This is a genomic window from Sulfurimonas sediminis (assembly GCF_014905115.1).
GTDB lineage: Bacteria > Campylobacterota > Campylobacteria > Campylobacterales > Sulfurimonadaceae > Sulfurimonas > Sulfurimonas sediminis.
Map to the genome: position 1 here is coordinate 1,934,467 of NZ_CP041235.1, position 14,294 is coordinate 1,948,760.

General features: G+C 39.5%; 10 protein-coding genes. All 10 read right to left on the minus strand.

Annotated features, from left to right (window positions below):
- Positions 1-13: 13 nt before the first annotated feature.
- Genes nuoN through FJR45_RS10460 form a run of 10 tightly spaced genes read right to left on the minus strand, consistent with a single transcriptional unit; the run spans position 14 to position 14,292 of the window.
- Positions 14-1,522, minus strand: a complete 1,509-nt coding sequence (gene nuoN / locus FJR45_RS10415; protein ID WP_193150467.1) for an NADH-quinone oxidoreductase subunit NuoN — start codon at positions 1,520-1,522, stop codon at positions 14-16.
- Positions 1,522-3,081 carry an NADH-quinone oxidoreductase subunit M gene (locus FJR45_RS10420; protein WP_193150468.1) on the minus strand — a complete coding sequence of 520 codons (1,560 nt, stop codon included), beginning with the start codon at positions 3,079-3,081 and terminating at the stop codon, positions 1,522-1,524. The genes nuoN and FJR45_RS10420 overlap by 1 nt, the downstream gene beginning before the upstream one ends.
- A gap of 3 nt (positions 3,082-3,084) precedes the next feature.
- Positions 3,085-5,004 carry an NADH-quinone oxidoreductase subunit L gene (gene nuoL / locus FJR45_RS10425; RefSeq protein WP_193150469.1) on the minus strand — a complete coding sequence of 640 codons (1,920 nt, stop codon included), beginning with the start codon at positions 5,002-5,004 and terminating at the stop codon, positions 3,085-3,087.
- A gap of 3 nt (positions 5,005-5,007) precedes the next feature.
- Complete coding sequence (nuoK, locus tag FJR45_RS10430) at positions 5,008-5,316, minus strand: NADH-quinone oxidoreductase subunit NuoK (RefSeq protein WP_193150470.1); 309 nt, start codon at positions 5,314-5,316, stop codon at positions 5,008-5,010.
- Entirely contained in the window at positions 5,313-5,879 is a 567-nt protein-coding gene (locus FJR45_RS10435; protein ID WP_151899561.1) for an NADH-quinone oxidoreductase subunit J, read from the minus strand. Before FJR45_RS10435 ends, nuoK begins: the two co-directional genes overlap by 4 nt.
- 12 nt (positions 5,880-5,891) lie before the next feature.
- The gene (gene nuoI, locus FJR45_RS10440; RefSeq protein ID WP_151899560.1) at positions 5,892-6,509 is read right to left on the minus strand and encodes an NADH-quinone oxidoreductase subunit NuoI; all 618 of its coding nucleotides are present in this window, start codon (positions 6,507-6,509) and stop codon (positions 5,892-5,894) included.
- 11 nt (positions 6,510-6,520) lie between these two features.
- Entirely contained in the window at positions 6,521-7,510 is a 990-nt protein-coding gene (gene nuoH, locus FJR45_RS10445; protein WP_193150471.1) for an NADH-quinone oxidoreductase subunit NuoH, read from the minus strand.
- A gap of 3 nt (positions 7,511-7,513) precedes the next feature.
- Complete coding sequence (locus FJR45_RS10450) at positions 7,514-10,000, minus strand: NADH-quinone oxidoreductase subunit G (protein WP_193150472.1); 2,487 nt, start codon at positions 9,998-10,000, stop codon at positions 7,514-7,516.
- Complete coding sequence (locus tag FJR45_RS10455; RefSeq protein WP_193150473.1) at positions 10,000-12,243, minus strand: NADH-quinone oxidoreductase subunit G; 2,244 nt, start codon at positions 12,241-12,243, stop codon at positions 10,000-10,002. Before FJR45_RS10455 ends, FJR45_RS10450 begins: the two co-directional genes overlap by 1 nt.
- A 12-nt stretch (positions 12,244-12,255) precedes the next feature.
- Positions 12,256-14,292 (minus strand): FAD-dependent oxidoreductase, encoded by a 2,037-nt coding sequence (locus FJR45_RS10460; protein ID WP_193150474.1) that lies wholly within the window; start codon positions 14,290-14,292, stop codon positions 12,256-12,258.
- Between the last annotated feature and the right edge of the window lie 2 nt (positions 14,293-14,294).

Here is a 14,294-nt window from a genome sequence, read left to right on the forward strand (position 1 = left end):
AGATTTTAGACTATTAATATCCACTGTTATATACAAAAGCTGTAATAAACTCTAAAAGCGGATTTATAGCAACAAAAGCAAATATAGTTCCTACTGCTGCTATACCGATAATAGTTTTGAGGGCCAGTGTCGCATTGGCAACATATATATGACCATTTGCTCCGACAACAGGCTCTTTCATAAACATATATACTATAAGTTTTAAATAATAATACCCTGCTATTGCTGAGTTAAGCGCCATAATAAGCGCAAGGATTGTGTAACCGCTTGTTACCGCAGAACTGATCAGATAGATTTTACCCCAAAAAAGAGCGAATGGCGGAATTCCTGCCAAACTCAACATAAACAGTCCCATAATCATTGCAGGAACCGGTGCGGTTTTAATCATACCTGCAAACTTGTCATAGGAATGGTCTGACATTTGATGTTCCGGCAGACTTTTTTGACGTGATATCCATAACATTGTAAATGACCCAAGGTTGGTAAATGTAAACAGAACCCAGTATAAAAAGAGTGCACTGTTTGCCTGTGTCGTCCCTATTAATATAGCCGCCATTACAAAGCCCGCATGAGAGATAGAACTGTATGCCAGCATACGTTTTACATCCGTTTGCACCAGTGCCCACATATTTGCCACGGTCATCGTAATAATGACAAAGGCATATAAAACAATGTCAAGCCAAATGATACCACTGTGCACCAAAAATTCAAAAAATCGCATAGCCACTACAAAAGCAGCTATCTTTGGTACAATTGACATGTATCCTGCCATCGGGGCAGAAGAACCTTCATACACATCAGGTGCCCATGTATGAAACGGAATAAGTGATAATTTAAAGGCAAAAGCCGCCAGCATAAATGAGACGCCTACAAGGACATATCCGATGTCAGCATATCCGTTTGCAGCAAGAACCAACGCAATTTTATTAATCTCTACAGAACCGGTCAGGGCATAAAAGACCATGGCACCGAAACTGAAGAAACCTGCGGCCAAAGCACCCATTGTAAAGTATTTCACAGCTGCTTCAAAAGATTTGTCACGGTTATGCATAGCTATGAGCGTATACAATGCCAAAGACGCTGTTTCCAAACCGACAAATATCAAGATCAGATTATCAGTAGCAACCATAAACTGGAAACCTGCAATCATAAATAAAAAGAGTGCAAAAAACTCAGGATAGGAAAACTCATGAAAGCGTTTGTTTGTCAAAGCCAGTGGAATAAAAAGCATTGATGCTATAACGATAATAAACTGAGCCAACAAGGCCAGACCGTCTATCAGCATTACATCAAACATACCCAGCACTGTGCCGTTTTGGGTAAAAATCTCTGAGGCATCAAGCAAAGAGAAAAAGTCCATTGCCAAAAAGAGCAGGCTCAGTACGACGTAGAGTGATTTGTGAAGCCCACCCTTGATAACATCAATCACTAAGATTAACAATGCACCTACTACCGGTATCAGCATAGGCGCCAGAGTCATTACATTTAACGACTCCATTGAAATATTTATCGGCGCTAACATTAGTGAACCTCCTCTATAATAGTTTTTTCTATAATTACAACTTTAGGTTTCACTAAATCTGGAATTCTTTCTTTACCTAATTCTGTTGTAGCTTTATTGTGCATTAACTGTACAATTGATTTCACGCTGTTGTTAATCGGTTCCAACACAGGCTTAGGATATATACCCAGCCATATAGTAATGATTCCAAGTGGCAAAAGGGCAACCCATTCTCTTTTATTGACATCTTTAAGATTTTTGTTCTCTTCTTTTGTTACCTCACCAAAAAACATTTTTTTGTATGCTGCCAACATATAGATGGCACCGACAATAATTGCTGTTCCGGCTAAAAGTGTCAAGATGTGAGACTGTTGGTAAAATCCGAGAAGTGATAAAAATTCACCTACAAAATTGATTGTCAAAGGCATTCCGACAGAAGCCATTAACATAAGACCAAATATAGTAGCGTATCTTGGCATCACCTGTGCCAAGCCGCCAAACTCACTCATCATCTTCGTATGGCGTCTGTCATAAATAACACCTACGAGCAGGAACAGAGCCCCTGAAACAACACCATGCGCTATCATTAAAAAGATTGAACCGGAGATACCTTCAACATTTAATGCAAATGTTCCCAGGATAATGACACCCATATGTGAGATTGAGGAGTAAGCGACAACCTGCTTCACATCTTTTTGTGCATAAGCAACCATTGCAGTATACACAATCATGATAATTGCGATGATTGCAATCGGAACCATAAAAAATGCCGAAGCATCCGGAAACATCGGTAAGGAGAATCGAATGAACGCATATGTTCCCATTTTTAACAAAATTGCTGCAAGTATTACAGAACCGATAGTCGGTGCCTGTCCGTGTGCATACGGTAACCATGTATGAAATGGAAACATTGGTACTTTAATAGCAAACCCAATAAAAAATGCTGCAAATAACCAAAGCTGGAATGACTCTGGTAAAATCAGTCTGTACCAGTCTAAAATAGCGAAACTCCAAACACCTGTTGCCTGATAATAAAAATATGCCATAAAAAGCATACCGACAAGCATCACAAGCGAACCTGTGAAAGTATAGAGGAAAAATTTTACTGAAGCATATATTCGCAACGGTCCACCCCATGCCCCGATAATATAGAGCATAGGCACAAGTGAAAGTTCCCAAAAAATGTAAAAGACTATTGCATCAAGTGCCACAAAAACACCGACCATCGTCATTTGTAAAAACAACAATGTAATAATCATATATTTTACATTAGGCGTATCTGTTAAACTGGCTATTCCTATCATAGTAAAAAAGGCTGCAAGAATAACAATAAACAAAGATATACCATCCACTCCAAGTATATAATTGATTCCAAAAGAAGGAACAAGTGGCAGACTTTCCATAAACTGCATTCCGGATACATTGCCGTCAAACACATACCACAGCCATAATGCCAGTGCAAACTCAATCGCAGAAACTGCAACACCGTATGCACGCATACTCTCTTTTTGTATCATAAAACCAAATACAGCTGCGAGTGCCGGAAAGAAAATTAATAACGATAAAATATGATCTAACATATACTAAACTCCTAGAGCTGATAAGAATATAACAATCTCATCAGAATATCTTGCTGCAAGCCCAAACACCACAGCGAGTGAGAGCAGTCCAACTAAACCTGCTACCATCCATTTAAGCATAGTAGATAAGTTACCACTTTGCATTTTCCTAGTTTTCTTACCGGTACCGTACACAATACCTGCAATCCCGTCAACAGTAGCATCCACAATTTTCATATCTACTTTTGTCCAGAAAAGCTCAGAAGCTTCTCTGTATGGTTTTACAATGTACTCTTCGTAAAAATACGGAATATAGTACTGATTAAACAGCAGTTTATAGATAAATGAATTTTCTATCGGACTTGTACCATCCGGAACACTGCTCCATGAAGCATATTTTTTATATGCATACAAAATAGCAAGTGCTACAAAAAGCTGTGTACCGACCAGCATAATCCAGAGTGTTGTATGGGAGTGAATATGATACTCATGCGCACGTAAAATTTCTTCTATCATGCCAAAGAACGGTTCTTGAAAAATTCCGGCTATCATCGCAAGAATAAGCAGCGGACTCATTGCAATGAGCATAAATCTATACGCTTCATGAGGATGAATACCAAATATCTTGTAACGCTCCTCACCGTGAAAGATCAGTGCCACAAGTCTGAATGAATAAAATGCTGTCAGACCTGCTGTAAAGAGCAGTACTCCGTAAATTACAAAGTGATGCTCTGCAAATGCCGCTTCAAGAATCGTATCTTTGGAAAAGAATCCTGCAAACGGAAAGATTCCCGCCAAAGCCAATGAGGCAATTGTCATCATAATCCATGTCCACTTCATTACTTTTTTCAGTCCACCCATCTTAAACGGATCAAGTTCATCATGCATCGCATGCATAACATTTCCCGCACCAAGGAACAAGAGTGCTTTAAAAAACGCATGTGCCATCAGGTGAAACAGTGCAACCCAGTAAGCGCCAAGGCCTGCTGCGGCAAACATATACCCTAACTGTGAAAGCGTAGAGTAGGCAATGATTCTTTTCATATCACGGTTGACAAGGGCCATAGAAGCTGCAAACAGGGCAACAAAAGCACCAAGTGAAGCAATAAACAATCCGACATGAGGAATAAGACTATAAAGCTCATTCGAACGCACTACCAGATAAACACCCGCTGTAACCATCGTTGCCGCATGAATAAGAGCCGATACAGGTGTAGGCCCCTCCATCGCATCTGCAAGCCATGTATGCAGAGGAAACTGTGCTGATTTACCCATTGCACCGATAAATAAAAATATACCTATCCATGTCAATGTGGCAGTGTCCAGCAGTGGCATAACGGCAAATGCTTCATCATACTGCAGTGTACCGGTATTCCAGTAGACCAAAAAGATACCGATAAGCATACCAAGGTCGGCGATACGGTTCATTATAAACGCTTCATTCGCTGCCCATGTGGCAATTTGTTTATGATACCAAAAACCGATAAGACCCCATGAACACAGACCAACACCTTCCCAGCCTATAAAGAGTCCTACGAAGTTGTCACTCATAACAAGAACCATCATCGAGAACACAAAGGCTGACAGCCATGCAAAGAATCTATTAAAACCTTTGTCGTGATCCATGTAACCGATAGAGTAAATATGTACGATAGTTGAAACCAGTGTAACAACCATCATCATGGTTACCGAAATCTGATCAACAACAAAACCAAAAGGAATGTAGAGGTCTCCAGTTGCCATCCATGTCATCATCTCTACATGTACAGGCTCTCCGCCTTTGAGTATATAAATCAACAATACTGTACTTGCTGCAAATGATGTCAATATCATAAGACTCGCAACAATACCCGTAAACAGTTTCTTTGGTGTCGCTGTAAACAACGCTGAGAACAAAGAACTAACAAGGGGAGCAAAGAGTGCTATATATAAATATTTTTCCATTCTTTATCCTTTCATCGTTGTTAATGCATCTAGGTCAATTGAACTATGGCGTTTATACCATACTATCAGAAGTCCAAGACCGACTGCAACTTCTGAAGCTGCAATAGCGATTACAAAAAATGCAAACATCTGACCAGTCAAATCACCATAATAGTGTGAAATTGCCGCAAAAGCAACATTAACTGCATTTAAGAGTATTTCCGTTGCAAAAAACAGTAAAAGAAGGTTTTTTCTACGCATAACACCTACTAAACCAATAGCAAATAAAATAGTAGATAAAACAAGATAATGATTTAAACCTATTTCCATCATGAAAGTACCTTTGTGTTATTTTGTTCTTCAATTTCAGCATCATTCATCAGTGTAATTGAAAGATCCATTTTCTTGCCTGCAAGGACAATACCTGCCACCATTGCAACAAGCAGCATAATTGCAGCCACTTCAAACGGTACTAGATATTTTGTAAATAAAATCAGTCCTACTTCTTGAGTATTGCCTACTCCTTCAATTGCCGGATAAAGAGCAACAATATTTTCAGATACCATCGGCGCTGCAAAAATAACAACTACCAGAACTGCTGCCAGTGTTGAGAGTCCGACGATAATGTATTTGTTTCCCTGTTTCTCTTTAACTTCTCTTGTCGTGTCAAAAAACATCATACCAAAAGCATATAAAGCCATTACTGCACCAGTGTAAACAATTATTTGCACTGCACCTAAAAAATCAGCACCCAGAATAAAGAAAAATGCTGATATGAAAATCATTCCCGCTGCCAATGCACTTAATGCATATAACGCCTGTGATGTTGTCACTGTGATGAAAAACATCGTAATCGTTAAAAATGCAAACAAGTAAAATGCTACCGCTTCAAACATAATCCAAACTCCTTAATATGCTAGAGGTGTTTTTTTAACACGCTCATCTTCATGTGGTGTAATCGCACCAAAACCTTCAAACTCCATTTGAGTTCCGGCTTTCATTTTGTCAAGTGGCGTTAACATATACGCATAGTCAACAAAATGCTCACGCTGTTCTGATGCCTGTTCATACTCTCCACCATGAGTAATAGCAAGTTCAGGACAAACTTCCGCACAGTAACCGCAAAAAATACAACGCCCTAAATTGATTGTATACTCGGTTACTTCTTTTCGTGAGTTCTCATCTATCTTGGTATCCATACGAATACAGTCAGATATACAGATTTTTTCACAAAGTCCACACCCGATACAACGTTCAGCATCACTTTCCCAAAGTCTTTTCATCTCATGCACGGCACGATAACGAGGACCTATAGGCAGTTTCTCCTGCGGATACTGTACCGTATGAATATCAAACTTGATCATTTCACGAAGCACTACCCACAAACCGACAAACAGTTCGGCTCTGAAAGTTCTTTTTACCACACGTTTAAACTTACCCCAACCATCAGTAGGATAATCTTCAATATCAACTAAAAAGTAACCGTTGTCAGCTACATTTCTATCATTAAATTGTTCCATTTTCATTCATTATCCCCTTAAAACATCATCACAAAGCCGGTGATTACAACATTAATCACGGCCAATGGCATTAGTACTTTCCAACATAACCACATCAACTGATCCGGTCTTACATCCGGCCAGGCAGCTCTTGTCCACAAAAAGAAGAAAAAGAAAAATGCCACTTTTGCTATAAGCCCCAATGCACCAAGCATACTTCCGTCACCATAACCACCCAAAAAGATAAGAGGAATTACAAAGGAGATAAAGAACATATTTGCATACTCACCGATAAAGAACAGTCCCCATCTCATACCGGAATACTCTGTTCCAAATCCGTCAATAATCTCATGGTCATTTGCTATCAGGTGAAACGGTGTACGTCCTGTTTCAGCAAATGCCGCTATCCAAAAAAGTACAAAGGCTACAGGCTGAGACCAAATAATCCAGTCACTGATACCCCCTGCCTGGTAATTGTTAAAATCAATCAAAGACAAAGAACCAACCATCATAATCGGAGCTAAAATAGCCAATCCGCTTACAACCTCATAGGAAATAAATACCGCTGCAGTACGTGCTGCTGAAAGCAAAGAAAATTTGTTTGCCGAAGCCATACCGCCAAGCAACGGACCGTAAAGTCCGACAGCCATTACACCAAGAATATACAAAATACCGATATTTAAATCGGCAACAATAGGATGTACCGTATAACCAAAGAGAGTAAACTGCGGGAAAAAAGGAATTGCCGCTGCTGCCATAAATGCAGTTGCCGCGGTAATTACAGGTGCAATTTTAAAAATTGGTCCTACTACATTCGTAGGAATAATATCTTCTTTTGTAAAAAGCTTTATACCGTCTGCTGCCACTTGCAGTAAACCGTATGGTCCAACATACATTGGTCCTAAACGACGTTGCATAAATGCAAGTATCTTACGCTCAAAATATGTACCGATACCTGCCAACGCAGAAAATATAAGTAGAATTACAACGACTTTTATGATCGTTTCAATTAAATATGCTGTATCCATATATTACCCCTTTTGGATTGAAGCTGTACTAAAACGGTAGCCGTCAAAGAGTGCTTCTGAGTTTAATTTTTTATCAAATGTAGGTAAAACCACTATATCACCTGCAATTTTATTGTCACAAACAACTTTTGCAGTCAGTTCACCTTTTTTAGTTTTCACTGTGACTGTATCACCCTCATTGTAATCAGTTTTGGATAAATACTCTTCACTCATGTAAATACCGCTTACTTCGTCAAGATTTGTTGTTTTGTAGGTAAATTCCGTAAACTGTCTTACAGGATTTGCTAAATAGATTATACACCCTTCTAACTTATCTTCACTGAATTTTTCCACACTTTCATCTTCACTTGCCTCTACTGCTACATTTTCTAACACATAGCCACGCACTTCCGTACCGTCATTTTCATAATGATTTGGCAGGTTATCGAACTCTTGGGCTTTAAATCCTGTTGCAACAGGAAGTTCTACAGTGTAGTCTATAATATTTTCTGCTTCAAAACCAAGCGCTTTTGCAATATCGTTTAATTCATATCCCTCATATCCGATAGCCGCATTAGTAGGATTGACACGCTTGTTTACAGATGTCAATGTTCCTTCCTGCTGATTGATTGCAGGCATATCAAGATCACCGTCACCAAGCCCGGAGAGTACAAAATCACCATCAGTGTTATACGCAACCGTATAGGAACCTTTTTCGTCATCAAGATCACAAATCAGCGCTACACCCAATGAGTTTGTAAGTGTTGGAATCATGGTCACTTCAAAAGCTGAGTATTTTTCAAGCAAAGCTACCAGTCGAGCCAGGTTTTTTGCATTTGGATGCATATATAAATCTGGACCGACCATAAGAGCAAAAGTCTCTTTTTTCTTCAGGTTTTTTTCAAGTGCCTGCATAAATGTGTCATCAAGACCAAGAATTTCTAAAAGTCTGTTCTCATCAACTTCCACTTCTTTTGCAACTTTGGTAGAAACCATCTTGGTTTTTTCTACTTCAATCTCTTCTTCTTCTCCAGTCTCTTCATTGACTTTTGTCTCTTTGACAAGTTCCACAACTTTTTCTTTCACAACTTCTTCAACTGTAACGGTTTTTTGTGAATGAAAAGAAGCAAGGTATTCAACAATATCAGAAGGCAGTTTCGATTTGTCTGCAAAAAGATCAAGCAAAAGGTATAAAGCTGCTTCTTCTTGGAGAGGAGCATGTGCAACTGTCATGATAGACTTCCCTATGCCCTCAATAATCGGATCTTTTACAGGATGAAAATAAATTCCTGCGCCTTTTTTTACTGTCAGCGAATTATTTAATGCATAACGTGCATTTGGATTGTCAGTTTTGAGTGCCGAACCGACAGAGACTATAAAGTTTGTACTATGTACTTTTTCCAAGTCACCTTTATAGAGTTTATGGCCACTGATTTGTGCATAATTGTTTAAAAAATCCTGAAATGCTTTTGCTTCCGGATTGACAAGTCTGTATCCGAATTTTTCTTTCATTTTTTGAAGCAGGTAGGCTTCTTCATTGGTAATTGTAGATGTAAAAGCTATTGTATCTGCCTTTTTAAAGGCCTCGAGTGCATTTGCAAATGCAGTCTCGTCTTTTATAACACCGGCATTTTGATAATCAAACCCGTAACGGCCTGCACCACAAAGTGAAACATAATTCCATTCGTTCATCACACGGTATATTTTATCTTCCGGATTATCTATGCTTGTATGCTTCAGATCATAGGTTATCTGACATCCGGCAGAACAGTGGCCACAGGTTGCAGGAACCTGTTTTAACTCCCATGCATTTGCTTTATACATAAACTGTGTATCAACAAGCGCTCCGACCGGGCAGACTGCTGCACATTCGCCACAGGAAGTACAGTCAAGTACATCCGTTCCGTTTGTCAAACCAATGACAGACTTGTTAAGTTTGTTCCACATTGCATATGCGTCTTTTGGCATGCTCTCTTTATACTCTGGATTCAGAGGGTCTGAACCTCGTGGAATTGTTTTAAGAGAATTGTCCCCTATCATATCCTTACAGGCAGTTACACAACGTTCACACACGATACAAAGACCCGGATCATAGTGTAAATGTCCCCAGTCATGAGAACTTCTGTCTACATCCTTAATGGAATAATGTTGTGAATCAACACCCATCTCAAGTGTATAGTTTTGCAGTTCACACTCACCTGACTGATCACATACACCACATTGAAGCGGATGGTTCACATCGTATACTTCCATGATGATTCTGCGCTCTTTTTCTATAGACTCAGTCGATGTTACTACCTGCATTCCCTCTTTTGCTTTTGCATTACAGGCATATACCTGTTTTCCATTTGCTTCAACAAGACATATACGACAGGCTAGAGTCGGGCTACATCTTGTCAAATAACATATTGCAGGAATAAATATGTCATTTGCACGGGCAGCATTCAATAAATACTCACCCTCTTTTGTCTGAACATCTTTTCCGTCAATGTTTATGGTAATTTCGCTCATTATATTACTCTCGCTATTTTGGATTTTTCAAATCTATATCTGCTAAAATCCTGACCTAAATCGAAGGTAGGATTGAGTGCTATAGTTCCTTTTAGTTCTTCATCTTGTTTAAAAACTCTTTGTATTGTTCTTGATGCAAAGCTTATTTCAACTACATCACCATCTGCAATCTTTGCAGCTGCCGCAAACTGAGCCGAGCCTCTTAATGTTGTATCTTTTTCCAACTGATGTGTTTTATTTGTAAACGCATTAAATTGCAAAACAGGGTTACAATTGTAAATTACACTTCCGTTAAACTCAGGCAACTCTTCAACAGGTGCAATTTCTGAATCTGTTTCACATACAACTTCATCTAAGATATAGCCCCTTTTGTCTTCACCGTAAGGTGTTAAAAAGTTTTCCAGATCATCAAAAGCAATTGCTTTAAAACCTTTTGAAGGATCGAGTTCTTTTGTATAGTCAATAGTATTTTCTTTTTTCAGACCAAGAGCATTTGCTATATCATTCAAAGTATATCCTTCAAAAGGAAGTGCCACATTCAACGGAAGCACCTGATTGTCAACATTGACAACTGTTCCTTCCACTTGATTAAGTGCCGGCATCGCTAAATCTGAATCTTTTAAAGATGACATTATAAAGTCACCTTCTGCATTATAGGCAACAATATTGCCTATATTTTCATCAGTGTCAAGTTTACATGTAAGGGCAACCCCTGCAGTGTTTACTTCTGTTGGAATAATCAGTAATGAAAATTCAGTATATTTTTCAATCAAAGCTGCCAGTTTTGCAATATTTTTTGCACGCTTGTGCGCAAATACATCACTGCCGATGATAAGTACATGTTTTTGTGCTCTTTTGAATGATTTTGTCATAAGCTTCAGTTCATCATCGCCTACATTACTTTCAGCTTCAAGATATCCTAAGTCCAACTCATCCAAAAATGCTTTTGTATTTTCATCTATATCTCTGTTTTTCAGAAGTTCATGTACCAAAAGTGCCATAACACCCTCTTCTGTACCCACTTCATATTTCATAAACTGTGTAGCCGTATTTTTCATAAGTGCATCTTCAAGCGGATGCGCATATACTATTTTTGCACCGTTATGCTGGGATGCTGTTCGCACGGCATAGCGTACCATCGGATTATCCGTCGCCAAACGTGTGCCGATAATAATGATCGCGTCAGCCTGTTTGACGGCATCCATCGAAGCACTGTGATGCAGTTTACCGCTTACTGAAGAATAAGCTTTCATAAATTCAGCATACAGTCTTGCATCCTCATTAAAAAGTTTTATCCCAAGTTTCTCTTTTAAAAGCTGTAAAATATGCGCCTCTTCATTTGTAATAATGGAAGAAAAGCGTATTGCGTTTGCATTTTGAATAGCTTCAACTGCCTTTTTAAATGCTTCTTCGTCTTTAGAGGCACGATTTTCAAAATCAAATCCGAAACGCCCTGCTCCACATAATGAATTGAATTCATAATTGTTTTTCACTCTGTAAATAGAATCTTCACCATTAATACCGACATGGCGTGTTTCATATTCCAAAGCACATCCTGCGGAACAGTGAGCACATGTTGAGGGAACACGGGAGAGTTCCCAGGCATTTGCAGAGTATTGAAAATCACTGCTTACCAAAGCACCGACCGGACAGACTGCAATACATTCACCACAGAATGTACAGTCTAATGTTTGGGCATTTTTTGGGATAATGACAGAAGAATAACCACCGAATTTTACTTCAATAGCATCATCCCCTATAACTTCATTACATACATGTACACATTTTTCGCACATAATACATAATGCAGGATCATAATTAATCAGTCCCCAGTGCTCCACTTTTCTGAGTTGGTCTTTTGCAGAAAACTCCTGTTGTGCTACGCCAAACTCCAAAGTCATATTTTGCAGATCACATTCACCTGATTTATCACAAACACCACACTCCAATGGATGATTTACATCATAGAGTTTCATGATATTTGTCCGTTCAAGCTCAAGCTCGGCAGAATTTGTTCTGACTTCAATACCCTCTGTCGGAGGTGTGTTGCAAGAGAGAACAAGCCCGTCTACACCTTCTACCTCGACAGAACAGATACGGCATGAGGCACAGGGTGTTGTTTTAGAAATATAGCACATAGTAGGAATGTAGATGTCATTTTTTCTCGCAGCCTGAAGAATTGTCTCCCCTTTTACTGCTGTAACATCTTTGCCGTCAATTTTAAAATTTATAATTTTACTCATTTACGACTCCCCTTATGCCTGTACCATTGCTATATAATAACAACGCATACATCTGTCAGCTTCACTTAAAGCCTGCTCCTGTGTAAAGCCAAGGTTTACTTCCGCATTATTATGCTTTCGCACTTCAACATCCAAAACAGAAGAGTGCTCACGAGGAAGACCCGGCAGCCAGCCGGTAACTTTCTCTTTTTTATCATAAACTTTCAGTTTTACAAGATGATCTTCCATAATCTCATCATCAGTCAAGCTTATTTCACCGGTCTGCACATAACGAGCCATGACTGATGCTGCCCGCTTTGCCTGACCTACGGCATTGACAATCGTCATAGGACCATACTCACAGTCACCTGCGGCAAAAATACCTTTGCGTGATGTCATATAGTCTTTTCCGTTTGTCTTGATTGTAGCCCATGAAGTCATCTCTATTTCCCACTCTTCAGGCAGCAGATCCAAATCAGCCGACTGAGATACCGCAGGAATAAGATAGTCTGCTTCAATGGTATAAGACTCTCCTTCAATTTTTACAAGCTGCGCGCGTCCACCGTTTGGATCCGGAACAAGTTCAAACTTGTCAATCAGCAACTCTCTTAAAATATCATTTTCATCTGTCGTAATTTTATTTACAGCGGAGTGAAAAAGAAACTCAACACCCTCTTCAACCGCTTCATGGTACTCTTCATAAGTTGTATTGCGTATAATTGTCTTCTCATCACGACGGTAAATCATATAGACTTTTTTTGCGTTTGCCCGAATTGCACAACGCACAACATCCATTGAAGTAAATCCGCCACCGACACAGACAACAGTTTTACCTGTCAAGTCTACATAATCGGTTGTCAGCAGATTCTCTTCCTGAACCTCTTTTGGAATGGTAATACCGTATTTTTCATACAGATTGACACGGTCAAGAAAGTCAATTGCTCCCCAGTATCCCTTAATCTCAGGTCTCTCATTTTCACAACGCACCTTTTTGGAGATTCGGGTACCGACAGCTACCATTGTTGCATCATATTCTTTTTCAAATCTTCGCATATCATCAGCAGTAATTCTGGAGTTTGTGATAAAATTCACACCCATATCACGGACACATTCAATATCTTGATTATATTTGTCAACAGGCATACGGTATTCGGGAACACCGACAGCCACTTCACCGCCCAAGACAGGAAGGTCTTCATAAACATCAACTTCTATTCCCTCTGCAGCAAGATAATAGGCAGTTGTGAGTCCTGCAGGACCTGCACCGATAACAGCAACTTTTTTATCAATCGGCGGTTTTTTCTCCATAGGATGAAAAAAGCTGTATTCATGATCGGTTTCCCAGTCTGCACCCAAACGTTTAAGCGCCATAATTGAAATAGGCTCATCAAGATTGGTTCTTCGACAGGCATCTTCACACGGATGCGGACAAACACGCCCACATGTGTGTGCAAGCGGCATGGTCTGGCGTGTCGCTTCCAGGGAGTCGTCAAAACGCAAGTCTCTTACACCCTCAATATATCCGGGTATATCAACATGCGCAGGACAGGCATCCGTACACGGTGCCGTTATTTTTGCTATATAACCGATTTTTTCATCATAATGTTTTGACTTTTTCTTTTCGTTAATACACTCCAGGAATGTATCTTCAAAATGATTCATCAAATCAAGTATAGGATTTGGAACTGTTTTTCCAATCTCACACTTAGAAGTTATCTGCATACTTTTACCGATCTCTTTTAAGTGGTCTAAATCAGCCAATTCACCTTCACCACGAGCAATTTTATCAAGCTGGTCATATAAAATACGGCCACCCCATCTTCCAGGAGCACATCTTCCGCATGCTTCCGAATAGACTTGATACTGTGCAGCATATTCCATCGCAAGACGGATAACATCTACATCCTCATGAAACAACGAAACACCATCCCAGCCGATAAAAGCTTTTGAATCACGGTGATCATCATATTGTGCCGGTAAATTATAAGCTGATTCCTCCCACTCTTCTTGGGGTTTGCCAATATTATTAACAAGCTCACCATTCCAAGTAGAAAAATATACTTTGCTCACAT